At 52.5% G+C, this 26,554-nt stretch carries 18 protein-coding genes; 8 read left to right on the top strand and 10 right to left on the bottom strand.

The genetic code is table 11. The annotated features are described in order from the left end of the window. Window positions 1–289: 289 nt before the first annotated feature. Entirely contained in the window at window positions 290–2,020 is a 1,731-nt protein-coding gene (locus tag MYB54_RS17975) for a polysaccharide lyase family protein (RefSeq protein ID WP_248721154.1), read from the top strand. Between the two features lie 73 nt (window positions 2,021–2,093). Here MYB54_RS17975 and MYB54_RS17970 read toward each other — a convergent pair whose 3' ends face one another. The 4 genes from MYB54_RS17970 to acs form a co-directional block, all read right to left on the bottom strand. Then, window positions 2,094–3,002 (bottom strand): Rpn family recombination-promoting nuclease/putative transposase, encoded by a 909-nt coding sequence (locus MYB54_RS17970; protein WP_248721153.1) that lies wholly within the window; start codon window positions 3,000–3,002, stop codon window positions 2,094–2,096. A 168-nt stretch (window positions 3,003–3,170) separates the two neighbouring features. Further along, the gene (gene actP / locus MYB54_RS17965; RefSeq protein WP_010295745.1) at window positions 3,171–4,829 is read right to left on the bottom strand and encodes a cation/acetate symporter ActP; all 1,659 of its coding nucleotides are present in this window, start codon (window positions 4,827–4,829) and stop codon (window positions 3,171–3,173) included. Continuing rightward, on the bottom strand, window positions 4,826–5,137 hold the full coding sequence (locus MYB54_RS17960; protein WP_248721152.1) for a DUF485 domain-containing protein: 312 nt from the start codon (window positions 5,135–5,137) through the stop codon (window positions 4,826–4,828). Before MYB54_RS17960 ends, actP begins: the two co-directional genes overlap by 4 nt. A 125-nt stretch (window positions 5,138–5,262) precedes the next feature. Then, window positions 5,263–7,224: an acetate--CoA ligase gene (acs, locus tag MYB54_RS17955; RefSeq protein WP_248721151.1), complete on the bottom strand. Its 1,962-nt coding sequence runs from the start codon at window positions 7,222–7,224 to the stop codon at window positions 5,263–5,265. A 901-nt stretch (window positions 7,225–8,125) separates the two neighbouring features. Here acs and MYB54_RS17950 point away from each other — a divergent pair. The 5 genes from MYB54_RS17950 to MYB54_RS17930 all read left to right on the top strand — a co-directional run bounded on the left by MYB54_RS17950 (window position 8,126) and on the right by MYB54_RS17930 (window position 14,449). Then, complete coding sequence (locus tag MYB54_RS17950; RefSeq protein WP_010282300.1) at window positions 8,126–8,518, top strand: hypothetical protein; 393 nt, start codon at window positions 8,126–8,128, stop codon at window positions 8,516–8,518. A 724-nt stretch (window positions 8,519–9,242) separates the two neighbouring features. After that, the gene (locus MYB54_RS17945; RefSeq protein ID WP_248721150.1) at window positions 9,243–11,636 is read left to right on the top strand and encodes a TonB-dependent siderophore receptor; all 2,394 of its coding nucleotides are present in this window, start codon (window positions 9,243–9,245) and stop codon (window positions 11,634–11,636) included. Between the two features lie 163 nt (window positions 11,637–11,799). Continuing rightward, window positions 11,800–12,324 (top strand): sigma-70 family RNA polymerase sigma factor, encoded by a 525-nt coding sequence (locus tag MYB54_RS17940; protein WP_039515238.1) that lies wholly within the window; start codon window positions 11,800–11,802, stop codon window positions 12,322–12,324. Next, the gene (locus MYB54_RS17935) at window positions 12,321–13,268 is read left to right on the top strand and encodes a FecR domain-containing protein (RefSeq protein WP_039282056.1); all 948 of its coding nucleotides are present in this window, start codon (window positions 12,321–12,323) and stop codon (window positions 13,266–13,268) included. Before MYB54_RS17940 ends, MYB54_RS17935 begins: the two co-directional genes overlap by 4 nt. A 170-nt stretch (window positions 13,269–13,438) precedes the next feature. After that, complete coding sequence (locus tag MYB54_RS17930) at window positions 13,439–14,449, top strand: AI-2E family transporter (RefSeq protein WP_010282321.1); 1,011 nt, start codon at window positions 13,439–13,441, stop codon at window positions 14,447–14,449. A gap of 136 nt (window positions 14,450–14,585) precedes the next feature. Here the strand turns inward: MYB54_RS17930 and MYB54_RS17925 are convergent, their stop codons facing one another. Further along, a complete protein-coding gene (locus MYB54_RS17925) occupies window positions 14,586–16,112 on the bottom strand; it encodes an MFS transporter (protein ID WP_039274273.1) in 1,527 nt (508 codons plus the stop codon). A 383-nt stretch (window positions 16,113–16,495) separates the two neighbouring features. Between MYB54_RS17925 and MYB54_RS17920 the strand changes: the two genes are divergently transcribed. Next, a complete protein-coding gene (locus tag MYB54_RS17920; RefSeq protein WP_040032715.1) occupies window positions 16,496–16,870 on the top strand; it encodes a hypothetical protein in 375 nt (124 codons plus the stop codon). Here the strand turns inward: MYB54_RS17920 and MYB54_RS17915 are convergent. After that, on the bottom strand, window positions 16,863–18,350 hold the full coding sequence (locus tag MYB54_RS17915) for a mannitol dehydrogenase family protein (protein ID WP_248721149.1): 1,488 nt from the start codon (window positions 18,348–18,350) through the stop codon (window positions 16,863–16,865). The two genes, MYB54_RS17920 and MYB54_RS17915, sit on opposite strands and share 8 nt — an antisense overlap. A gap of 321 nt (window positions 18,351–18,671) precedes the next feature. Between MYB54_RS17915 and MYB54_RS17910 the strand changes: the two genes are divergently transcribed. After that, window positions 18,672–19,952, top strand: a complete 1,281-nt coding sequence (locus MYB54_RS17910; RefSeq protein ID WP_014914227.1) for an O-acetylhomoserine aminocarboxypropyltransferase/cysteine synthase family protein — start codon at window positions 18,672–18,674, stop codon at window positions 19,950–19,952. Between the two features lie 63 nt (window positions 19,953–20,015). On the opposite strand, the gene MYB54_RS17905 is transcribed toward MYB54_RS17910, so the two are convergent. The 4 genes from MYB54_RS17905 to nifJ form a co-directional block, all read right to left on the bottom strand. After that, the gene (locus MYB54_RS17905) at window positions 20,016–21,086 is read right to left on the bottom strand and encodes a L,D-transpeptidase family protein (protein WP_014914228.1); all 1,071 of its coding nucleotides are present in this window, start codon (window positions 21,084–21,086) and stop codon (window positions 20,016–20,018) included. A 184-nt stretch (window positions 21,087–21,270) separates the two neighbouring features. After that, a complete protein-coding gene (locus tag MYB54_RS17900; RefSeq protein ID WP_248721148.1) occupies window positions 21,271–22,068 on the bottom strand; it encodes a deaminated glutathione amidase in 798 nt (265 codons plus the stop codon). Between the two features lie 21 nt (window positions 22,069–22,089). Continuing rightward, entirely contained in the window at window positions 22,090–22,626 is a 537-nt protein-coding gene (gene cybB, locus MYB54_RS17895; protein ID WP_039487812.1) for a cytochrome b561, read from the bottom strand. A 320-nt stretch (window positions 22,627–22,946) separates the two neighbouring features. Continuing rightward, window positions 22,947–26,480, bottom strand: a complete 3,534-nt coding sequence (nifJ, locus tag MYB54_RS17890) for a pyruvate:ferredoxin (flavodoxin) oxidoreductase (RefSeq protein ID WP_248721147.1) — start codon at window positions 26,478–26,480, stop codon at window positions 22,947–22,949. Window positions 26,481–26,554 lie beyond the last annotated feature (74 nt).

The raw sequence follows: 26,554 nt of genomic DNA, 5'->3' as shown, positions 1-26,554 counted from the left end.
TCGATCCTGACTTTCTTCCCGCTATTGCCAGATTCTTGTTTGTGCTGGCAGTGGTGTGAAGGAGAGGGAGGATCTCCTCGATTATGTTGTTCCTGTTATCTCTATTCTATCTGTTTAAAATATTTGGCTTTTTACACTAGTGGTAAGGCTGTTACGTGACATCGAGATACACGGGGCTACCACGGTGCGAGGTGTCCCTGCGGGAACCTCATCACCGTGTTTCCCCTAATATCTGACATTGGCCGTTACCTGAACCACTGTGATCCGACTGAACACAAGAGGGCTGACTGTGAAGCGATCTGTCTTGTTGTTGGTGGGGGCCATGCTGGCACCCTATAGCTATAGCGCGCAGGATAATGCGGTGTCGTTATCCGTTTCTGGTTTGAATACCGTGCTGGATAACGGCTTGCTGAAGGTCGCGTTCGGGGAGGATGGCAGCGCGGTGAGCATGGTGACGGGAGGCAAAAATATCGTCACCAACCTGTCCGGCGCGGCGCGTGACCCAAGCAAAACGCGTAGCGCCTACCTCGATTACTATATTAACGATACTCATGCTAAAGGCGTCAACGATTTTGTCCCCGAGCGGGTAGAGGTGCTGCGCAACGATCGTGATATGGCGCATGTCGCCTATATCGACGATCGAGACGGGCTGTTACGGCTTGAATATCACCTGATTATGCGTCGCGGTGTTAGCGGGCTTTATAGCTATGTCGTTGCTGAAAATAGCGGAACTCAGGACGTTAAAGTCAGTGAACTACGTAACGTCTATCGCTTCGATCCCGCCCGGTTAGATCATCTCTACAATGGCGATCGTCAGGGTAAACCGCTGCTCTACAGTCAGCTTGAAGCGTCGCCGAAGGTGCAGGATGAAACCTGGCGATTGCCGGATGGCAGCATTTATTCCAAATATGATTTCGCCGGTTACATGCGTGCCGCGCCTTTCTGGGGCGTTTTCGGTAACGGCGTGGGCGCATGGCTGATTCATGGCAATCGAGAGTATTTCTCCGGCGATGCGCTCAAGCAGGATCTGCTGGTGCATCAGGATGCGATCATCCTGAACTACATGACGGGTTCGCATTTCGGCACGCCGGATATGGTCGCTCCACCAGGCTGGAAAAAATTCTACGGTCCGTGGCTGCTGTATATCAATCAGGGCGATACCGGACACATGTTGGCGGATGCTCAGCGTCAGGCGCTGACGGAAACTGTCAGTTGGCCGTACAACTGGGTGGACGATTCTCGCTATGCGCGCGAGCGCACGCAGGTGAGTGGGCGCGTTGCCAGCCAGCAGCCCGTAACCGTCGTGCTTTCGTCATCGCTGGATGAACCGTTTGATGTGCAAACTCGCGGCTATTCGTATCAGGCAACCACCGATGCTCAGGGGAATTTTGCGATTCCCCATGTCCGTCCGGGCAATTACCATCTGGCAGTATACGCAAACAGCGGTACACAGCCGGGAATATTGGCAGAACAAACGCTGTCCGTTTCCGGTGATAAGCAAGTGCTGCCTGTGATTGCCCTGCCTAAAGCCGAGCCGGTTGTGTGGGCGATTGGGCAAGCCAATCGGCAGGCGAGCGAATTCCGCTTTGGCAATGAGGCACGTAATACCCGTTGGCAGCATGAGGTTCCGGCAAACCTGACGTTCGATATTGGCCGCAGCGACTATCAGCGTGACTGGTATTACGCGCAAACCAAACCGGGAAAATGGGATATCCGTTTTGCCCTGCAACCTGAGAAGAAAACCTATTTCCTGAACATCGCGTTGGCGGCCGCGAGCAACAGCGGCATGAGTGAACCGACCATGCCACAGCTGGCGGTAGCGGTGAACGGCACCACGTTGGAAACGTTGACTTACGCAAATGACAAAACCATTTATCGCGGTGCGCTACAGAGCGGTCGTTATCACATCGCCCGTATCCCTGTGTCATCCCGCTTTCTGAAAAACGGCAACAACACAATCACGCTGCAATTAAAAGGCGGCAGCGTGATGTATGACGTGGTGACCTTAAGCGAGGAATAAACCCCGTTTTAACAAGGTGAAGCGCTGGGTTCCGCAGAACGGTGGGCAGGGATGGATAGCCCACGATAAAAAATTACTTCTGCTCGCTGCGGAGCAACTGCGTCATCTCTTCATCGGACAGTTGGGTAACGCGCTGAACTAGCTCCTGCTCCATCTTGTTTTGCAGTAACTGGCGGGCGATGTTTAGCGCGCTAGATTTCATCCCTTCTTGCATACCTGCCTGCATCCCCTGCTCAAATCCCCTTTGGTGTAATTGTTGTGCAATGGTCATTGTGTCCTCCTTATGCGTTGACAGGGGCTCAGCCACTGAATCAATGAACCTGTCTATGCCAGACGTGTTGCCCACTGTCGCGACGTACAGTAATAATGCGTGCCGCAGTGGCAAAGACAGATTCCAGTGTTCAAATAATAGCCCGATGTCGTGCGCCAATTCCAGCATATCCCGTGTTCTGATGTGTTTCTGCACGAGTTCCAGCAGTGCGGCACGGCGGTGCGTTTTGATCTCTTCATCTGGAATAACGGTCAGGTCTATCAGCGGAAAGGCATGATGGTAAACCTGTGCTGCCAGCGGTGGATCGGTGAAATGATCCAGCCACTGCATACTATACGGATAAGGACTACGCTTGCCGTGATAGAACAGGAGTGGAATAACCACGGGTAACGACTGATGACCCTGTGATAAATGCTGCTGCATTGCATCAAGGCAATAGCGCAATAACCGGAAAGCCATGAGCTTGTCGGGGCGACTTTGATGCTCTATGACGCAATAGATATACCCAGAACCAGAGCGAGTTTGCAGTGAGTACAACATGTCTGAAAGACGTGAGCGTAATGTGTTTTCGATAAACGATGCAGACTCCAACTGCAATGTACTGAAATCGCACTGTTGCTGAATAGCGGGTGGTAAATGGGCGGCAAGAAAATCTCTGGCGATATCAATATCACTCAAAAACTGTTTGAAGATGGCGTCGTGAGGTTGCATCGCATCCTTTCCCTGTGATGTTTATGCAAACACCCTAGCGGAACGTTCAGGGAAGAACAGAAGGCCGATAACTATCGTGAAGCCGCCCCGCAAAAATCTTTCAATAGCGCGAAGCGTTGGATGTCAGAGAAGAGCTGGCCCGCATTTCGCGGGCCAGAGAGAGGAAGGTTAGTGGGAACTGCCTTTTGATGCACCTACGCCGGTTTGTGAGCGGACAAACTGTGCATGGAAGCGTGCGCGTTCCTGTTGTCCGGCTTCGGAACGATCGGTGATGGAGAAGAACCAGATACCGATAAACGCCACCAGCATGGAGAACAGCGCTGGATAGTCGTAGGGGTAAATAGGCGTAGCGTGACCGAGGATTTTCACCCAGATCGTCGGCCCCAATATCATCAAAATGACGGCGGTCAACAGACCCGCCCAACCGCCGATCATTGCGCCGCGCGTGGTGAGCTTCGACCAATACATGGAGATGATAATAATCGGGAAGTTACAGCTCGCGGCGATGGAGAACGCTAACCCGACCATAAAGGCAATGTTCTGGTTCTCAAACAGGATACCGAGCGAAATCGCCACCACGCCCAGCACCAGTACGGTGATTTTCGAGACTTTCAGCTCATCACGCTCCGTCGCTTTCCCTTTCTTGATCACGTTAGAGTAAAGGTCGTGGGACACGGCAGAGGCACCCGCCAGCGTCAGACCCGCGACGACGGCCAAAATGGTGGCAAAGGCCACGGCGGAGATAAAGCCGAGGAAGAAGTCACCGCCGACCGCATCGGCCAGATGCACGGCCGCCATGTTATTCCCACCGATAAGCGCACCCGTTGCGTCCTTAAACGCAGGATTCGCGCTGACCAGCAGGATGGCACCAAAACCGATGATGAAGGTCAGGAAGTAGAAATAACCCATGAACCCCGTGGCGTAGAACACGCTCTTTCGTGCTTCTTTCGCATCGCTGACGGTGAAGAAACGCATCAGGATATGCGGAAGACCGGCTGTACCGAACATCAGACCTAGCCCAAGGGACAACGCGGATATCGGGTCAGAAACCAGTCCGCCGGGGCTCATGATCGACGCGCCTTTTGGGTGAACCGCCATCGCCTGTTTGAACAGGGTATCAAAGCTGAAGCCTACGGATTTCATGACCATGACAGCCATGAAGGTGGCACCGAACAGCAGCAGGACGGCTTTAATAATCTGCACCCATGTGGTGGCGAGCATGCCGCCAAACATCACGTACATCACCATCAGAATACCGACCAGCACCACGGCAATGTGGTAATTGAGGCCGAACAGCAGTTCGATGAGTTTCCCCGCGCCCACCATCTGTGCGATGAGGTACAGCGCCACCACCACCAGCGAACCACAGGCGGAGAGGCTGCGGATCGGGCGCTGTTGTAAACGGTAGGAGGCGACGTCAGCAAAGGTATAACGCCCAAGGTTACGTAGCCGCTCTGCGATCAGAAACAGAATAATGGGCCAGCCAACCAAAAAGCCGAGTGAGTAAATCAGGCCGTCGTAGCCGGAGGTATAGACCAGCGCAGAAATACCGAGGAAGGATGCAGCGGACATGTAGTCGCCCGCAATCGCCAGCCCGTTCTGGAAGCCGGTAATGTTGCCGCCCGCCGTATAGTAATCACTACGCGAGCGGGTTTTCTTCGACGCCCAGTAGGTGATATACAACGTGCCGCCGACGAACAGCAGAAACATCACGATGGCCTGAATATTCAACGGCTGGCGCTGGACATCCCCCGTGAGGGCATCCGCTGCCCACGCAAGCACTGGCAGCGTTAAAAGCCCGAACAGCATCATAAAGCGTATTTTCATTGCTTTACCTCATCCAGTAACTGCTTGGTCAGACGATCAAATTCACCGTTAGCGCGATACACATAGACGCCGGTCAGAATGAAGGAAATCGCAATCAATCCCACACCAATCGGAATGCCGCGGGTAATGCTGGAGCCTGGAGCGATCGGCGTTCCCAGCCAGCCAGGCGCAAAGGCGATCAGCAGAATAAAGCCGACGTAAAGCACCAGCATGATGAGTGAAAGAAAAGCGGCAAAACGCTGTCGCTTGTTGACCAGTTCTCTGAATAAGGGGTTACTTTCAATCCGTTGATAAATGGCACCATTCATCGTAAGTCTCCAGTAATCTGTAGGGTTGAGTGCTACCGCGACGTCACCATCTGATTTATCGCCACCCACATTCCCGCAAGCCACATCATGGCTTACGGGAATGAAGAGAGTGGTGGGGTAGAGGGTTATTGAGAGGCGGTACTCATAGCCTGCTTTTCTTCGAGCAGTTTTTCGACGACGCCAGGATCGGCCAGCGTTGAGGTATCCCCCAAATTGCTGGTGTCACCGGCGGCGATCTTACGCAAAATACGACGCATGATTTTGCCGGAACGCGTTTTTGGTAAAGAGTCAGTCCAGTGCAGGATGTCTGGTGTAGCAATCGGACCGATTTCCTTACGCACCCAGTTGCGGACTTCTGTATACAGCTCGCTGGACGGCTCTTCGCCGTGGTTCAGCGTGATATAGGCGTAAATAGCCTGCCCTTTCATATGGTGCGGAATGCCGACCACGGCCGCTTCGGCAATCTTGGGATGGGCAACGAGCGCTGATTCGATTTCCGCCGTCCCCAGACGGTGCCCGGAAACGTTCAGCACGTCGTCAACGCGACCCGTGATCCAGTAATAGCCATCTTCGTCACGGCGCGCGCCGTCACCGCTGAAGTACATGCCTTTAAAGGTAGAGAAATAGGTTTGCTCAAAGCGGTCGTGATCGCCAAACAGGGTTCGAGCCTGACCCGGCCAGGAATCTACGATGACCAGATTGCCTTCAGCGGTGCCTTCTTGCGGGTTGCCGAGGTTATCGACAAGTGCAGGCTGTACACCGAAGAACGGGCGTGTCGCGGAACCGGCTTTCGCTTCAATCGCGCCCGGCAGCGGGGTGATCATGAAGCCGCCCGTCTCCGTCTGCCACCAGGTATCGACGATAGGGCATTTGCCATTGCCGATTTTGTTGAAATACCATTCCCAGGCTTCTGGGTTGATCGGCTCACCGACGGAACCCATGATCCGAAGGGATTCACGCGATGTGCCCTCGATCGCTTTATCACCTTCAGCCATCAGCGCGCGGATCGCGGTGGGAGCGGTATAGAGGATGTTGACCTTATGCTTATCGACCACTTGCGCCATGCGGCTGGCGTCCGGCCACGTTGGTACTCCTTCGAACATCAGCGTAATCGCACCGCATGCCAGTGGGCCATAAAGCAGGTAACTGTGCCCCGTGACCCAGCCAACGTCCGCCGTACACCAGTAAATGTCGTCGGGGTGATAGTCGAATACATACTTGAAGGTCAGCGCAGCATAAACCAGATAACCGCCAGTGGTGTGCAACACACCTTTGGGTTTACCGGTCGAACCTGACGTATAAAGAATAAAGAGCGGATCTTCCGCATTCATCTCTTCTGGTGGACAATGATCGTCTGCTTTTTCAACCAGATCGTGCCACCACAGATCGCGCCCGTCCTGCCATTCACCGATCTTACCCGTACGGCGGAAAACGATAACGCTGGAAATGGTGGTGACGTTCGGGTTCTTTAACGCCTCATCAATATTCTTCTTCAGCGGAATCACTCGTCCGGCGCGTACACCCTCATCGGCAGTGATGACCAATTTGGCGCTGGAGTCGATGATACGCCCGGAAATCGCTTCGGGAGAGAAGCCCCCGAAGATCACCGAATGAATCGCCCCGACTCTGGCGCAGGCCAGCATTGCCACCGCTGCTTCCGGCACCATTGGCATATAAATAGCAACAACATCGCCTTTTTTGATGCCCTGCGACTTCAGCACATTGGCGAAGCGGCACACGGACTGATGCAGTTCACGGTAGGTGACTTTTTTACTTTCTGTCGCGTCATCACCTTCCCAGATGATGGCGGTTTGATCGCCACGCTCGGCCAGATGACGATCCAGGCAGTTTGCTGCCACATTGAGTGTACCGTCTTCAAACCAGCGGATACTGATGTGGCCGGGGTCGAATGAGGTGTTCTTGATCGTTTTATAGGGTTTGATCCAATCGACGATCTTTCCTTGCTCGCCCCAAAAGGCGTCGGGGTCGTCAACGGACAGCTGATACATATTTTTGTATTGCTGGGCATTTATCAGTGCATTTTCCGCAATTGAAGCGGGAATAGCGTGTTTATTATGTTGTGTCATAGCGCTTCTCCTTAAACATGTTAATGCTATGTCAAATAATGGTTAATTCTAGTTAACCAGTTATCTTTGTTTCTTTTTTGCGCGATTGATCACGCAATGCAGGAAAAGCAGTGGGGCATTACTTAAAAGATAGTCTTTTGGTGCAGAAAACAGGCAACTTTTTCGTGGTAGTCAAAATGCAGTAAGTGATGTATGTCACAATATGACTGCCAGCAGAATTATCAGTGCTGTTATAATGTCATTAACGATCAATTCATTGTTTTCAATAGATTATATCTATTGTTATCAAGTTTTTGATCGCCCTTTACGATCAAAAGGCATAAAGATCCCGCTTATTCAGCCGATAGTAAAAATCCTGTTCAGAGTATATTCCTACGTAGGCCAGCTATTTAGCGCGTTCAACTATGGCTGATGTGTTGAAATTTTGTTCCAGTTGTTAATTATATGTAGACTATTAATGAAATAGATTTATCTGATTATCAACGGGCAGATAAGTGTGAATAATCTACACTTTAGGTAGGTTGCACAGCACAGATGTGGAACCTCTTAAAAAGCGTAAAGATGCCGTGTGCTAGCCGCTGAAAAAAGAAAAATGAAGTGTTATTTTTTGTGTCTGATTCAGAAATATCCGGTTTCCAAAAATAAATAACATAGATATACCCAACATCACTGACGCTGAGTAAGGCGGCAGCTGTTTGAGCCCCGGTAGCCTGAGAACGTGTAAACAGTTCCGGTTAGCGAAATTCACTATTTTCATTAAGTGATTTTCTGGGGTGGGGAAGAACACTATTAGTCCGGAAACCTTTTAAATTCCGGTAGGTTGATTGCTTATCAATGGTGCGCCGTGGCGTCATGGCGCGCTGTGAGATATCTTTTTACATAGCATGATGCAGAGGAAACAATGAGTCTGATATTTGGCCGGAATGAGATTTTAGGCATGCTTTCTCAACCAGTTCAGAATGATAGACGTGCAGTGGCGGTGATTGACGAGAAATGTAAGGTCGTCTGTGCGAATTCTGCCTTCAACGCCCATTTTGGATTGCGTGCTGAAATGAATACGCCCGTCTCAATTGATGATGTACTACCCATCAACGTGAAGTTTGCCTATCACGATTTTATGACGAATTCCAACATGTTGAGTACGCGCGTGGTCTCGGATTTGTTGTCTGATGGCTTTACCAAAAAGCAGCTCAGTACGCTGTCTTTTTCGAAGCTGAACGTTGAAAATCGAGTGCTTTCTCTGCTGATCCTAAATCAGGATGCGGTTGAGCCTTCGACGAATTTAGCGTCATAAGCTTGAATAATCGGAGATTATCTGGCCGGAAGACTAGAGATGTGTATTTTCCAGTGGAAAATAATGACAAAAGAAAAATTATTATTAGTAACGCTGCTGCGGCTGACTTAGCATCGTTTCCTCAACAAGTAATCGATTTCTCTAATAGTCGCTGACGGCCAGTAGAACGATAACGTCGAGCCAGTTTTTCGTGAATGAAGAATGAAGGGCACTCTTTATTAACGACGACGATGTTAAAATTAAGAAAAATAGAGAGTTAACTATTTTATTGCATATAATATGCTTGTTCAAAATAAACAGCGAAACGTTTCGATATCATCCAGCCTTTCCTCTTGTCTATTCACACCGCCTCCTGTCTGTTCATAAATTATTCCCTTAGACATCTTGGGTTATTAAACGCTGGCAATAAGCTCTGTAAATTTTCTTTATTTTTAGCGTGTTGAATCCTAAAGGATGACAAATGAATAAGTAGACTATCGTCTAATTATTGATGCAGCTTAGCTGATATAGCGCTTATCGCCGATAGCACGTTTTCATAAAAATCGACGTCAGTTTTTTATTAATCACCGTATCGGTTTACCAATAGCGGCAACGTATTTTCCCTAATATTTCTGATTGATAACGGGTTGCTTTAATTATTTTTCGATTTTTGGTTCCCCTTTTTACTCTCTCAATTGGCATAGCTTCTGAAAACAAGCATTTCTTATGCGATAGGGGATAAATAATGGTTAAATTCCGTACCCACCTATTGGCGCGTACTTTACGTGCTGGGGTACTTGGGGCATCGTTTGCCTCAGTGCTGCCAATGGCGGCGGCCTATGCTGCGTCTGCGGCGCCTGTCCAGCAATATGCGGTGTCGTCGGGCCCGCTCAATCAGGTGCTCAATCAATTTGCCCAGCAGGCTGGCGTATTGTTGTCTTACGATCCGGCTGTCGTGGCGGGTAAGCGCGGTGCGGGGTTGCAGGGGAACTACAGCGTTGAGCAGGGTTTCCAGCAGATCCTCAGCAATAGCGGCCTAAGCGCACAGTACAGTGCCGATGGTAGCGTGACGCTAGTGCAGCGCACGGCGAGTGATCCCGTTCCCGTTTCTGCACCTGTTACCGCTAAAAACGATCGGATCGTCGTTACTGCTCCACCGAATACGGCAATGAAGCTGGATGTGCCGATTTCAGAGACGCCACGTGCGGTGGCGGTTGTGACGGAGAAGCAGATCGAAGAGCGCGGTGCGCAAAAGATCGATCAGGCGCTGCGCTATAGCAGCGGTATTCTCGCGACGCCATACGGGCCGGACAATAAAGCCGAATGGGTGACGATTCGTGGATTTAGCGATCAGTCACGGTTCCAGAATGGTCTGGCGACGCTGAATGAAGACGGGTTCTACGGCCAGCAGATTGAGCCGTTCGGCGTCGAGCGTATCGAAGTCCTGAAAGGCCCCGCCTCCGTTCTGTACGGGCAAAACCCGCCGGGCGGTCTGGTTAACGTCATCAGCAAACGACCAACGCGTTTGCCGCAGGGGAAAGTCGAGCTGGAATACGGCTCTAACGATTATCGCCATCTGGCTGTCGATAGCGCAGGTCCGTTAAATGATGACGGCTCGGTGCTGTATCGGGTTGTTGCGCTAGCGCGTGATACCTCGGGTGAGATGGATTTCTCGAAGAGCAAGCGCCTTTATCTGGCACCGAGCGTCACGTTCCTCGGAGAAGACACGGAATTGACCGTGTTAGCCAGCTACATGGATACGAAATCCGACACGACCAACGGCTTTAAGCTGCCGTACGGTACATTACATGGCACGCCGTTTGGCAAAGTCGGCTATAAAACGTCGCTGGGCGAACCGGGGATGAACCGCCACGACAGCCGACAGTTCAACTTAGGTTATGAGTTCACGCATCATTTCAACGATACCTGGACGTTCCACCAGAATGTGAATTATGCCTATCTGAATTTGGATCTGCGCAATGCTTATGCGCTCGGGATGTATACCGATCCGGTAACGAATGTTGTCAGCGATCGATTAGCCAATCGTGGGCTGACCTACCGTGACGGTTTTGCGCAAAACTGGGCTACCGATAACCGTCTCGTTGGCGAATGGCAGTGGGAAGATATTGAAAATACTCTGCTGCTTGGGTTCGACTACCGCCGTGCCAATACGCAAAGCCGTGATGGGAATCTGTACTCCTTTGGCCAACCTATCGATATTTTTAACCCGGTTTACGGCAACTACACGTCACCAGATAGCCAACTGTTCGCTCACCGCTCTGGCCGCCATCAGACGGGCTATTATGTCCAGAACCAGATTAAGTATGACGAGCGTCTGATCTTCTTGCTGGGTGGACGTTATGACGTGGCGAAGTCTCGCGACCGTAATTTTTCATCAGGCGCGGATACTCGCACCGACGATACCAAATTTACCAAGACTGCTGGGGTAATGTACCTGTTTGATAACGGTATTTCCCCTTACGTCAGCTACTCGGAATCGTTCTTGCCGGTGTCGGGTCGTGATGGTTACGAACGTCCTTATGTACCGGAAGAAGGCCAGCAGACGGAAGTTGGCGTGAAATATACGCCAGAAGGCTTTAACGGCTATGCTTCTGCTGCCCTGTTTAATCTGGAACAGAAAAACGTTAAAACGACGGATCCTAAAAACCCTAATCTGACTATTCAGGCGGGGGAAGCGCGTTCACGCGGCCTTGAATTGGAATTGAGCGGTGAGGTTTACACCGGTCTGACGCTGACGGCAAATTACACATACAATGAAGTGGAAACGACCAAATCCGGTTCTGTCGGTGAAGTGGGTAAACGGCTACCGGGACTGCCTGAACAGATCGTGTCTGGCTGGGCGACTTATGCCTTTAACGGCAAGCTGGAAGGATTAAGTATTGGCAGCGGTGTGCGCTATGTGGGCAGCTCTTACGGTGACATCGCCAATTCAGCGGACATGAAGGTTCCTGCTTATACGCTGTGGGATGCGATGATCGCCTATGATTTCAGCAAAGACTGGCGCTTGCAGGTTAATGCAACCAACCTGACAAACCGTGAGTATGTCAGCGCCTGTAACTATTGGTGCTACTACGGTGAAGGCCGTAACGTTAGCGCGAATGTCAGCTATCGCTGGTAATCCTCCTTCTCGACTCTCACTGAAAGAAGCCCTCGGGCTTCTTTCTTTTTGCATGCAACGCCCTTCTTTTTCACGTAATCGGCATGATAACCGCGAATAGTCGTTGACTTTGTTGTTAATGATAATGAAAATCATTTCATTGCTGTCACATTGAGCGAATACCGTGAAGAGTCCCGCCGCTGTCTGCCCCAATCAGCCTGAAACCTTAACTGTTCAGCAGATTTATCATGACCATCATGCCTGGTTACAGGCGTGGCTGCGTCGGCGTTTGGGGTGTTCACAGCAGGCTGCGGATCTGGCTCAGGATACGTTTCTACGTTTGATCTGCCAACATCAGGCCGAACGTATTCGTGAACCGCGTGCCTGGCTGACGACGGTTGCCCACGGGCTGGTGGTGAATCACTGGCGACGTAAAGACATCGAGAATGCCTATCTTCAGGTGCTGGCGGAGCAGGAGTTTACTTTTTCACCCTCGCTGGAACAGCAGGCTATGGTGGTTGATGCGCTGATGGTCATTGACCAAATGCTGGCGACGCTGCCGGGCAAAGTGCGTCAGGCATTCTTGCTCGTGCATCTTGATGGCCTGACCTATCGGCAGGTTGCTGAACAATTAGCCGTTTCCGAGCGGATGGTGAAAAAATATATGGCACAGGCAATGCTGAATTGTCTATTGTGTCAGGACTTATGATTTCCTCTATTACTTCTTCTATTCCGAAAGATGTTCTTCATGCCGCCTCTGAGTGGTATGCCACGCTGTATGACGAAGACTGCTCCGAACACGAGCGTCAGGCATGGCAGCGATGGTTACATCAGGATGACACCCATCGGCTTGCCTGGCAGCAGGTTGAACAGATTCACGCCCGCTTCCATGCGGTAGACAGCCAATTAGCCTCTTCGGTGCTGAGCAAGCGGGGTGGGGAACGTCGGCGCATGCTCAAACTGTTGGCGATTGCCAGCCTTACCGGAGGCGTGGGCTTTAGCCTGCCGTGGGAAAGCTATGCGGCGGATTACCACACGGGAACGGGCGAAACGCGTGAGCTCAACATCGAAACGGGGATGACCGTCTGGCTCAATACGGATTCGGCATTGAATCAGCAGGGCAACCCTGCGTTGTCTCAGCCGCTGACGTTTCAATTGCTCAAAGGTGAATTGATGTTGGACAACCGAACGGCCCATGCTGCTCGGTTGACCACGCCCCATGGCGATCTCGCTGCTTCTGCACATTCCTGCCAATTAGCGCTGCGCTATACGTCCGCCCACAGCGTCCTCTCCGTTTTTAGCGGTGAGGTCTTGCTACAAACGGCGGTACCCGCTGCGCAGCGCGTGACGGCAGGGCAGCAGGTTATCTTTACCCGTGACAGGAGCAGTGAACCCGCGCCCGTTGAGAATTTCCGCCAGAGCTGGCGCAAAGGGCAACTGGTCGCGGATAACATGCCGTTAGGACAGCTTGTTAATGAAATTGCCCGCTATCACCACGGTTATTTTCATGTTGATTCTGCGGTGACGATGCTACGGATTTCGGGCGTTTTTCCGCTACATGAAACCGATCGCCTGCTTGACGCCATTGCGCGGACGCTGCCCGTGAAGGTGACCCGGCGTTTTTCCTGGTGGGTGGATATTCGTCCGAGCTAAAACACGGCTGGTATTTCGTTGGTAAAACACCAAAAATATCCCTCGTTTGTTATCACTCGCAGAGTAGACGTCAATCTGGCGCATATATATCAATCTGTTGGTACTGAAAAAGGCGTAACATACTCCACAAAGAGTACCCTCAGCGTTGCCTCTTCATACGGGATGTCATCATGCAGTTACTGAATCTGAAACAAGCTCGCCTGTTGAGCTTTTTCTTTATTATGGGTGGCCTGCTTATATTGCTGCCTTTACGCCTGCTGGCCTGCTTTATCGCCGGTTTTTTGGTGTATGAAATTGTGAATTTACTGACGCCCTATTTTCAACGGGTCATCAGCGGTAAGCGTGCCCGCTGGATTGTGGTCGCGGTGATCAGCACGTTGGTCGTCAGCCTGTTGAGCCTATTGTTTGGCAGCCTGGTCGGGCTGTTGATGCAGGAAATGAAGGATACGGCGGCCTTCAATGTGCGCATTGGCTATATCCTCAATGATATTCAGCAGCAGATCGTCCACTACTTACCAGGGTATCTGCCAGTCAGTATTGAAGAGCTCCAGCACGAGCTGCTGCAATGGGTTCAGGCGCATATTGTGATGTTGCAGAACATGGGGAAAAGTTTTCTACATGGCTTTGTGACGATGCTGATTGGTATGGTGCTTGGCGCGATTGTCTCGCTTTATAACGTCGATAAAGATACGGAAAAACCGTTACTCAAAGCGGAGTTACTCCGTCGGGTTTCTCTGCTGTCGGCTTCGTTCCGCAACATCGTTTTCGCTCAGGTGAAAATCTCTGCGGTTAACACGGTGCTGTCTGCCATTTTCATTCTTGGCGCTCTGCCGCTGTGTGGTGTCCATCTGCCGTTTGCCAAAACTCTGGTGGTGCTTACCTTCGTTTTCGGCCTGCTGCCCGTGATTGGTAACCTGATCTCCAATTCGATCGTTTTCCTGTCTGGCTTATCGCTTTCATTGCCGATTGCGCTGGTCGCGCTGGTGTATTTGATGCTGATTCACAAGTTCGAGTACTTCCTGAATGCCCAAATCGTTGGGACGAGGATCAAAGCGCACGCGTGGGAAATCCTGCTGGCGATGTTGGTGTTTGAAGCTGCGTTTGGCTTGTCCGGTGTAATTGCAGCCCCGATATATTACGCTTACCTGAAAAGTGAATTGAAAGAAGCTTCGTTGATTTAATCCCGCCCGAGCGGTTAATCAAAACACGACGCTCTAACACGACGCGCTAAATGAATCAGCCCAATACGAGATTGGGCTGATTGTTTTTACCTGATACCTGTCTTCAATAAACGTTTGTATAAACGAACGTCTTCAATTAATGCTGTGCAGTGGCAACCTGCGGTTTAGCCTCTTCTGACTGAACGCCTAATGGGTTGTTACCCCAGCACTTCTCATATTCCCAGCCTGTCAGCTCTTCTGCGACAGCACGAGCATGAGCCGGGACATCGGCAATCGCGCCGCCCGCTTTGATACGTGCAATCTCTTCCAACAGAATGGCGTGGTTCTTACGATCCAGCTTCATCTGCGTGGTGTAGTAAATCGCAACCAGCGCAAGACCGATAACACCCAGCGAGAACACGCCAACAATCGCCTGTACGGCAGTTTCTGGCTGCACTGACTGCCCGGAGACAAAGCCGAATTGGCTCAGCGTCCAGCCCATCGCGAAGACAATCACAGAGCGAACCATTTTACCGGCAAACGTCATGGCTCCGGCGTAAATCCCTTCACGACGACGCCCGGTCAGAACTTCATCCACATCGGCCAGGAAGGTATAAACCGTCCAGGGAATGTAGTAGATCCCCCCCGTGCTCAGGCCAAATACGGCGGTAATCGCGAACAGAACAAAGATGGTCATGTCTTCTGACCAGTTAGCGAAATAGAGCGCGGCATACGCCATCACGCTGACAATCACCACCATCAGAGCCAAACGGAATGGCCGAGCAAAGCCCATTTTGACGCAGATACCGATGAAGGCTGCGGTAGAAATGAGCTGCATAATCGAGCTGAAGCTATTGAGGTGTGATACCAGCGCCGTATTCTGCTTCAGACCAAAGACGATGAAGTAGGTGAACGCGGAAGCGAAAAGCCACTCAGCGCCAAAGCCAAACAGATACATTCCCAGATGCTTGCGGAAAATACGCAGACGGAAGGTGGAAACCATATCCACGCTCAGCTTTTTCATTGCTTGCCACAGGCTGGACGTACTTTCACGGACGATTTCATTGACCGGGCGTTCCCAGGATGTCATATACAGTGCGATCATCGCCGCACACATAATGGCACCGTAGACCAGACCGGTGTAGAAGAATGGCGTTGCTGAATCTTTACCGTAGATGGCAATAAACTGCCCAGGAATGAACGCTGCCAGGAAGTTGGCGATTTTACCGAAAATGGCTTTAGAACCTGTCAGTTTAGAGCGCAGTTTAAAGTCAGAGGTCATCTCGGTAGCCAGCGTCTCATACGGCACCATGATCGAGGTGTAAATCAGCTCGAACAGCACGTACGTCGCCAGATAGTACCAGAAGCCAAAGCCTTCAACCCATAGCATGGGGTAGACCAGTACCAGCGGGACACCCAGCAAAATAAAGAAGCGGCGGCGGCCAAATCGGCGACCAACCCGGGTGTTGTAGAAGTTATCGCTGATGTATCCCATGATGGGGTTACTGATCGCATCGATGATGCTGGCAACGGAGAAGATAGCGGCAGCCTGAACCAATGTTAACCCACAGAATGTGGTGTAAAAGTACATCAGCCATGCGCCGCTGATAGCAAGCGCGCCACTGCCAAGCAGGTTCGCGCTGCCGTAGCAGAACGTGTGTTTAAAAGAGATTGGTTTATTCATGATCAGCCTAATTACAAAGATGAAACAATATTTCAGTTCTATTGAACTATCATTTCTTTATCATTTGCTCTATTGAAAAGAAAGTAAACTGGCGATCACGCTTTAGCGCGCTTTTAATGACGATCTGTCAGACAGATCATGAAATAAGATATTTTAATTTGCTTTTTATAATTTTTTGATCGTTCATTTGTGTTCTTAATTTACAAAATATGTAGATTTATTACGGAAAAGCGGCGCGCGTGCAGATTGGTGACGAAGTGATAGTGGGCGCTACCCCACAAATCGATAGCGTGATGTGAAATAACGCATTGACCGCAGAGAGGAAATGTCGTCATCATCCCGCCCAGTTTACTTTATCGTATTCCCTCATCAGGAGCCGTAACGTGAGTCATTTGCTGGTCTATGCCATTATTTATGTGATTTTTATTGCCGTGGTTGGGTTGTTTGCTTTTCAGGCGTGGTTGCCTTCGTCCGCACCGCGTGGGCTGAGAGATCGTGCAGGTATTTTGGTCGGGGTATTGCGTTGCGTTACGCTGTTTCTCGTCGTTTCCGCACTACAAATTCTGTTTCCCAATTCGCTGTTGGACAAGCTCGTTTGGTTGGTTGCCGTGGCGATGTTAGTGATCGCGGTCATCGGTGGGGGAATGAGCTGGTCAGCGCTGCCGTGGCTGGATGAAACAAAGGGGAAAAGTCGCACTCTGGTGCTGGGTGTCCAGAGTGCGTTATACCTTGCGCTGCTTGGATTTATCGTTATTTAAAGTCTTGTACCAGTGCGGCCACGGTGTTCTTTGCGCCGTGATCGCGCAGCTTCAGATAAGCCTGTGCGATAGCGTTGAAGACATCGTGGTTTGCTGACAGATCCTCGCCGAAAATAGAACGAATATTAAGAAACGCGCTGACCCGCTCGGCGCTATCTGACGTTTCCTCAACAACCTGTCTGAGTTTATCAGCCAGCGGATCGCGGATCTCGATAGGGTTGCCTGCATCATCTTTCCCGCTGACATAACGCATCCAGCCAGCGATCCCTAATGCCAGACAGCGATAGTCTCCTCCATTACGCACGTGCCAGCGAAGCGATTCCAGCATGCGCTGGGGCAGCTTTTGTGAACCATCCATCGCGATTTGCCAGGTTCGATGCTTGAGCGCGGGGTTGGAAAAACGAGTAAGCAGCTGAACGGCGTAGTCTTTCAGGTCGATATCCACCACGCTGAGCGTCGGTGCCTGCTCCAGCAGCATGAGATGAGACACGGCACGGCGATAGTTCTCGTCATTCATACAGTCGCTGACGTGATCATAGCCGGCGAGATAGCCCAGATAGGCTAGAAACGAGTGGCTGCCGTTCAGCATGCGCAGTTTCATTTCTTCAAACGGCAGTACGTCATGCACCAGCTGCACGCCCGCTTTCTCCCACTCTGGACGTCCGGCAGTGAAATGATCTTCGATCACCCATTGAATAAAGGGTTCACAGGCTATCGCACAGGGATCGGCGACGCCAAGGTGATCGGCAATTTCCTGCAACGCTTCTGGCGTCGCGGCAGGGACAATGCGATCCACCATCGTATTCGGGAAAGAAACCTTAGCCTCGATCCAATCGATCAGGCTCTGATCGTTGAGCCCCGCCGATTCCAGCACGGCGGCTTTGGCCGTTTTGCCATTTTCCGGCACGTTATCGCATGAGAGGATGGTGAACGGCGCAATCCCGCGTTCGTGACGCAAGCGCAGTGCTTCCGCCAGCAACCCCGGCACTGAGGCTGGATGACGAGGATCGATGAGATCCTGCTGAATCAGCTTGTTGGTCCGATCCAGCTTGCCGCTCGTCCCGTCCATGCAATAGCCTTTTTCGGTAATCGTCAGGGAAACGATGGCGGTTTCGGGTGCGGCGAGTTTCTCAATAATGGCGGCAATGCCTTCTACTTTTGCATGTAATGATTCACACACGGCACCGACGACAATCGGCTGATTGCCCGTCGCCGCTTTTTCCAACACGGTAAACAGATGATCCTGTTGGCGCAGCGCCGTGATCATGGTGTCGTCGCTGAACAGCACGACTTCACAAATTCCCCAGTCTCCTCCCACCATATTCAGCACGCGATCGGTGAGCAGTGCCTGATGAGCGCGATGGAAAGCACCAAAACCGATATGGACGATGCGTGGCTTCAGCGCCTTACGATCGTAGTGGGGGAATTGGACGCTAGCAGGCAATTCGCAGGTAGCGATATTTTTTATTTTATCAGTCATTTATTGCGCTTCGGGTGGGGGGATTTATAACGTTAAAAGTAGCTGTGATTTGCAGGCGGTGCAATACGTGACGCGCAGATAGGTTACGGTGCGCACGTTTTTTTCTCTGCGCAAATTTTATCGCTTTTTCAGATTCGGTTCAGCAGTGGAGCTCGGTTTTGTGAGGAGGCTTCAGCGTAATAATGTAACGCTGAAATTTAGTCTTGTTTTTACTAACTTATCTCCATTTCTTCTACATCATCAAGTGCGTTTCCCGATCGCTGTCTGCTATTTTGTCTGGATATTTTCCTCACTCCAACGATCAACAAAAAGGCCCGTAAGATGAAACTTGAATCCCTCGCGCTACATCATGGTTATGAATCTGAAGCGACAACGAAGTCCGCAGCCGTGCCGATTTACCAGACGACCTCTTACACATTTGACGACACGCAGCACGGCGCCGATCTGTTTGATCTGAAGGTGGCGGGCAATATCTATAGCCGTATCATGAACCCGACGAATGCGGTGCTGGAGCAGCGGCTGGCGGCCATTGAGGGCGGCATCGGCGCGTTGGTGCTTTCCTCCGGTATGGCGGCAATTACTTATTCACTCCAGGCGCTCACGCAGGTTGGGGACAATATCGTCAGCACCAGCCAGCTATATGGCGGCACCTATAACCTGTTTGCCCACACTCTGCCGCGTCAGGGGGTTGAAGTACGAATGGCCTCTTTTGATGATTTTACGACGCTGGAATCGCTGATTGATGAGCGCACCCGCGCTGTTTTTTGTGAATCTATCGGGAATCCGGCAGGAAATATCGTCGATATTGCCAAAATCGCGGAGATTGCGCATCGCCATGGCGTCCCTGTGATTGTTGATAACACAGTGGCAACGCCCGTGCTGTGCCGGCCTTTTGAGCACGGTGCAGATATTGTCGTCCATTCACTGACTAAATACATTGGCGGTCATGGCACCACAATCGGCGGCGCGATTATCGATTCCGGCAAGTTTGACTGGGTCGCGAACAAAGCGCGTTTCCCGTTACTGAATGAGCCCGACCCGTCTTACCACGGTGTGGTGTATACCGACGCTTTCGGTCCTGCGGCTTATATTGGGCGCTGCCGCGTGGTGCCGCTGCGCAATACCGGTGCAGCGCTTCCTCCTCATAGCACGTTCTTGCTGTTGCAGGGGCTGGAAACTCTCAGCCTGCGCATCGAACGCCATTGCAGCAATGCGGAAGCGCTGGCGGGCTACCTGAATCAGCATCCGCTGGTTACCTGGGTCAACTATGGCGCGTTGCCGGATAGTCCTTATAAAGCAAACTGCGACAAAATTACCTCGGGTAAAGCGTCTGGGATTATCAGCTTTGGCATTAAAGGCGGGAAAGCATCAGGGGGGCATTTTATTGATGCGCTGAAGATGATTTTACGACTGGTGAATATTGGCGATGCCAAATCGCTTGCGTGTCATCCGGCAAGTACCACGCATCGGCAGTTGAATGCGGAAGAGCTGGCGAAAGCGGGAGTGAGTGAGGATCTGGTCAGAATTTCGGTCGGTATTGAGCACATTGACGACATCATCGCTGATGTGGCGCAGGCGCTGGAAGCTTCACAGAAAAAGTAAACGGTAGGGGAATGAAAGAAACGCGTTGGAAACCTGAATGAGTTTCCAACGCGTCATAGGCGATTATGAACGGCTAGCGTCGGTCACTGCAGCAGTCGGCTGTGATTCCGCCGGTGCGGCATTTTGCTCCGCATTAAGGCTATCTTGCGGCTGTGCTTCTGGTGCAACAGGTGCCGCAACAGATTCAACCGGAATGGCTGGCGTGGCTTGCTCGATCAGACCATTGATTTTGGTCGGCATACCAGAACGTCTCTGGATTGCCTGATCGACTTCGCTGGTGTTCACGCTGGCGTCGGCCAGAACTTTGCTCACTTTTGGCGTCATGCTGATCGGTGCAGGAGAATCGGAATGGAATTCTTCTACCGTGCGGGACAGCGGATTGTGAACTTCAACATAGCGTGAACCATCTGGCTCAACGGTGGCTTTCACTGGCTCATTGATGAACTGAACGCGAGTACCGACCGGAACGTTGTTGAACAGATACTTGATATCATCGGCACGCAGCCGGACGCAGCCGTGGCTTACGCGCAGACCAATACCGAAGTTGGCGTTGGTGCCGTGGATCGCGTACAGGTTACCGATGTACAGCGCATACAGCCCCATTGGGTTATCTGGGCCAGCTGGGAAAACTTTTTGCAGGGTTTCACCGCGTGCCGCATATTCTGCGTGCATCTTCGCGGTTGGTGTCCAGGTTGGGCCCGCTTTCTTGCGCTGAACAGACGTTGTCCAGTTAATCGGCGTATCTTTACCTAACTCACCAATGCCGATTGGCAGCACGACCACGGTCTTGGAGCCTTTCGGATAGTAGTACAGACGCATTTCTGCGCTGTTGATGACAATGCCTTCACGCGGTGCATCTGGCAGAATCAACTGATGAGGAATGACCATTTTGCTGCCGGGAATCGGCAGGTAAACGTCCGCATCTGGGTTGGCTTCCATCATGTTGCTCAGGCCCATTTGGAACTGTGCTGCAAAATGTTCCAACGGCTGTGTGCTATCTTCCGGTACGGTGATTTCGATATTCTCGCCTACCAGTCGGCTGTTAGCCGCAGGCAGAGGATAAACAACGGCAAAAGCGGCCTGGCTGAATGCGGCGGCTGCAAGAACTAAAGTAAAGATCGCGCGAATACTCATTTTCGTTTCTTTATTTGAGTGGTAAATGCACCCCCCGAATCAGGAGGCTGGTCTGCTAGGGTCGCCATGACGACCGGATGCGCATTATATGTGCAGAATGGCCTCTGAGGGAAACAACATGTGTAACTAATCACACTTTTTGGCGCACGAATGAGAAAGAAAGCAGCGTAGAGTGAACCTCGACTCAATTTTCCCCGTCTAACGTGGGTTTTTGAAAGCGGCGATTAGCCAGTACCGGGAGAATCTGACGGGCATACGCCAGTCGTTCTGGGCCAATGTCGGCATAGATGAGAGCCGGTGTTTCCGGCGCCTGAACCACGACAACGCCTAAAGGATCGACCACCATGCTGTTGCCGATATTCTTGACGCCGCATTCGCCAACGGCGACGAGATAGGTCGTGTTCTCCAGTGCTCTGGCGCGCACCAATAATTCCCAATGCGCCTCTTTCAGCGGCCCCTTAATCCAGGCAGAAGGGAGAACGAGTACGTCTGCGCCGTCCAGCACCAGACGGCGTGCAAGCTCAGGGAAGCGGATGTCATAGCAGGTCATCAGTCCGACATTTAACCCGGCGATAGTCAACAGCGGCGGAACCTCTTCGCCTGCCAGTACGTTTTCCGATTCCTGTACGGAAAACGCATCGTACAGATGCAGCTTCCGGTATTGAGCAACGATCTCGCCGTTGCGCAGTGCCAGCAGCGTGTTCCAGACTTTCCCTTCGCCATTCGGGATATGCACACACAGCATGGTCGTCAGATTGCTGTCTTTGCTGGCTTCCAGCAGATGCGAGATAAACGGGCCATCAAGCGGTTGAGCAGCAGTGAGCACCATGTTGGGATTGGTGATGTCGCGAGCCAGCACGCCTTCGGGCAGCACCAGCAGGTCGGCACCGTTTTGCTGTGCTGACGACATAAACTCAGTGATGGTCGTGGCGTTTTGCTGCCACTCGCGGTCAACGGCGAATTGTCCCAGTGCGACTTTCATGCTTGCTCCTTCGTGACCCGATTAATCGCGCTTGGCTGGCATCATGCGCAGCAGCGTGTTGTCTTTCATAACATAGTGGTGGAACAGGGCGGCGGCGGTATGTGCGGCAATGAGCCAGTAGCCTAACGGTGCCAGCGTTTCATGCCAGCCAATCAGCGTTTCAGCCAGGTCGAAATTCGGCGTCGCGGCTGTTGGCATGCCGATACCAAAAAGCATCCAGTCCCGACCGCTGTAATAGCGCGAAGCAACGCCCAGTATCGGCAGCGTGATAAACAGCAGGTAAATAACGGCGTGGGTAAGCGAACCCAGCGCACTTTGCCAGCGAGGCGGCTGTGGCGTAATGGCGGGCGAAGTATGCCGATGGCGCAAGAACAGGCGAGCCAGCATGAGAACCAGTATGGCTACGCCGCAGCTAAAGTGCGTCACCATCATCACGGTGCGCAGCAGCGAACCGCGTTCAGCAAATCCGCGTAGCTCGATGGTGGCATAAGTCACAACGAGCAACAGAAAAACCAGCCAGTGCAATGCAATCTGCGATGGTGCGAACTTTCCTTTCATGTTTCGTCCTCTGCGACGTTGAGAGCGGTTTGACACCGTAACGAGCGAATAATCTCATAAAGTATAAGGTAACTTGCGTCTTGTCAGCCCCTCTTTACCGTGCCTGACAAACTGGACTATCCGCGCTGGATTCTTCTGTATTCAACCCCGTCTGGACAGGGGAAAACGCAACGGCTCGTAAGGGGGGCGGCCATGGATGGCACGCCATAAAAAGTTTCCGGGAGAAATTTTTAACGTTGCATCAGCAACGGCCCGTAAGGGTGGCGGCCATGGATGGCACGCCATAAAAAACCGGCCGAAGCCGGTTTGGGGAGGAATAATTATTCCTGTGGGTTTTTCTCTGCCTTGCCGGCCATCATCGTCAGGAAGTCAAAGCGGCGACGCAGATCCAGTTCCGCTTCTTCATAGAGCTGCGCGGTTTCTTCCGGCATCATGCTATTCAGGCGGCGGAAGCGTTGCTCTTTCATCAGCGTTTCGCTCAGGCTGCTTGATGGCGGACGAGAATCGGTGACCAGCGCGGCTTTCCCTTCTTCGGCACGACGTGGGTCGAAGCGGTAGAGCGGCCAGAAGCCCGTTGCCGTCAATTGACGCATCTGATCGTGGCTGAATGCCAGATCGTAGCCGTGCTCTTCACACGGGCTGTACGCGATAATCAGCGATGGGCCTGGCCAGGCTTCGGCTTCCTGAATCGCTTTCACCGTCTGGTTCAGCTGTGCGCCCAGTGAGATCTGCGCAACATACACGTGACCGTACATCATGACGTTGATGCCGAGATCTTTACGCGCTTTGCGTTTGCCTTTCTCGCCAAACTTGGTGACTGCACCCAGCGGTGTCGCCTTGGACTGCTGACCGCCGGTGTTGGAGTAGCACTGCGTATCCAGCACCAGCACGTTGACGTTTTCGCTCAGGCTCATGACGTGATCCAGCCCGCCGTAGCCGATGTCGTACGCCCAGCCGTCACCACCGATAAGCCAGATAGATTTGTCGACAAAGTGGTCGGCTTCGCTCGCCAGCACCTTGGCATCGTTATCATTGATGGTTGTCAGCAATCCACGTAGCTGTTCAATCTGCTGACGGCGCAGGTCGGGCACGATGGACTCTTCCTGCAACGCATTAACCAGATCTGGCGGCAATTGCGGTGCCAGCTTGTTTAGCAGGCGCACGGCACGTTGGCGGTGCTGATCGACGCTCAGGCGGAAGCCCAGGCCGAATTCAGCGTTATCCTCGAACAGTGAGTTAGCCCAGGCCGGACCGCGGCCGTTGGCATCCGTAGTCCACGGCGTGGTAGGCAGGTTACCGCCATAAATCGATGAACAGCCCGTTGCATTCGCGACCAGCAGACGATCGCCATAGAGCTGCGTCAGCAGCTTGATGTACGGCGTTTCGCCACAACCGGAACAGGCTCCAGAGTACTCGAACAGCGGCGAAATCAGCTGAGAAGTGCGGATATCGATACGTTCCAGCGTGGATTTGTCGATTTCCGGCAATTGCAGGAAGAAATCGAAGTTCTCTTTCTCCGCCGTCAGATTATCCAGACGGGATTCCATATTGATGGCTTTAATTTCTGGGTTCTGCCGGTCTTTGGCCGGACAAACTTCCACGCACAGGTTACAGCCGGTGCAGTCTTCCGGGGCAACCTGCAACACGTATTTCTGGCCGCGCATGTCGCGGGCTTTCACATCCAGCGATTGCAGTGAAGCAGGTGCATTTTCCATCGCGTCGGGCTGGACGACTTTGGCGCGAATAGCCGAGTGCGGGCAGGCAGCGACGCAGTGGTTACACTGTGTACAAAGCTGCGGCTGCCATAACGGAATCTCTTCCGCGATATTGCGTTTTTCCCACTTAGTGGTGCCAGTCGGCCAGGTGCCATCGGGTGGCAGGGCGGAGACGGGCAGCGTATCACCCAGGCCAGCCAGCATCGCGGCCGTGACGGTTTTGACGAAATCGGGTGCGGCGTCGGAAACCACCGGTGGGCGCTGCGGGCTGTCTGGGTTGACGGCTTCCCGCGGCACTTCTGCCAGCGCTTCTAATGTGGCGCTCAGCGCCTGCCAGTTACGCTCAACCAGCTCCTGACCTTTACTGCCGTAGCTCTTGGCGATGGCGGTACGCAGTTTTTCTACCGCCACATCAGCTGGCAGAATCTGTGACAGGTGGAAGAACGCCATCTGCATGACGGTATTAATGCGCGCGCCCAGATGACACTCGCGGGCAATCTTGGCGGCGTTGATGCAGTACACGCGAGCGTTGCGCTGATTCAGCCCTGCCTGCACTTCCTGCGGCAAACGGTGCCACAGATCGTCGCTGCTATACGGCGAGTTGATCAGGAAAACGCCGCCGGGCTTCAGCCGTTCGACCATGCTGTACTTATCGATAAACTGCCACTGATGACAGGCAACGAAATCGGCCTGATCGATCAGGTAGGCTGAGTTGATCGGATGCGGGCCCACACGCATGTGGGAAACGGTCAGGCTACCGGCCTTTTTCGAGTCATAGACAAAGTAGCCCTGCACAAACATCGGCGTGGTTTCACCGACAATTTTGATCGCATTCTTGGTCGCAGAAACGGTACCGTCACTGCCCAGACCGTAGAACAGGGCTTCGAGCGATGCGCTACTTGGAAAATGCTGTTCCGGCAGTGGCAAAGACAGATTGGTGACATCGTCATAAATCCCGACAGTAAAGCGCGGTCGTGGGTTAGCAAGTGCTAACTCATTAAAGATCGCCTGTATGCACTGTGGGGTAAATTCTTTGGAAGATAGCCCGTACCGGCCACCAATCACGCGTGGCATAAGTGAACGCTCACCAGCGGAGAACGCTTCGGCTAGCGCGGTCATCACATCGAGATACAGCGGTTCTGCCAGCGCACCCGGCTCTTTTGTGCGATCCAACACCGCGATGCTCTTCGCCGTTTGCGGAATGACGGCCAGCAGATGTTTGGCGGAGAACGGACGATACAGGCGGATTTTCACTACACCGGCTTTTTCGCCGCGCATCAACAGCGTATCGACGACTTCTTCGCAGGTGCCGACGCCGGATCCCATCAGGACGACGATTTTGGTCGCTTCCGGGTGACCGTAATATTCAAACGGCTGGTACTGGCGTCCTGTCGCGGCGGCGAAATCGTTCATCGCCTGCTCAACGTGCTCATAGCCTGCGTCATACCAGCGGTTGGTGGCTTCGCGCGCCTGGAAGAAGGTATCCGGGTTAGAGGCGGTACCACGAATCACCGGGCGTTCCGGTGTGAGCGCTCGCTCACGGTGTGCATCAATCGATTTCTGTGGCAGAAGCTGGCGGATTACGTCATCGCTCAGCGGCTCAATCTTATTAATTTCGTGTGAAGTGCGGAAACCGTCGAAGAAATGGATAAACGGCAGACGGCTGTTCAGGCTGGCGATTTGTGAAATCAGCGCAAAGTCCTGCGCTTCCTGCACATTGCTGGCGCACAGCATGGCACAACCGGTTTGGCGCACGGCCATGACATCCGAGTGATCGCAGAAGATAGAAAGCGCATGCGTCGCAACCGTACGAGCTGCGACGTGCAGGACGAACGGGGTTAGTTCACCGGCCAGCTTATACAGCGTGGGGATCATCAGCAGCAGACCCTGCGATGAGGTGAACGTGGTGGCGAGTGTGCCCGTCTGCAATGCGCCGTGGACGGTAGCGATCGCGCCGCCCTCCGATTGCATTTCAACAACGCGGGGCGTATCTCCCCATATATTCAGCCCGCCGTCGCTCGACCAGGCGGCCGCGTGTTCAGCCATGCTGGAACTAGGGGTGATGGGATAGATGGCGATGACTTCATTGGTTCGCCAGGCCACGGAGGCGACTGCGTTATTACCGTCGGTGGTGATCATGACTTATAGCCTTCTTGCTCACTAAGCCTTTCATTTTACATGGTCTTTTCGGGCGATGAAAATGATTGGGCATA

Origin of the sequence: Pectobacterium nicotianae (assembly GCF_023272715.1) — a bacterium.
Taxonomy (GTDB): domain Bacteria; phylum Pseudomonadota; class Gammaproteobacteria; order Enterobacterales; family Enterobacteriaceae; genus Pectobacterium; species Pectobacterium brasiliense.
This window is presented reverse-complemented; position numbering and strand designations above follow the sequence as displayed.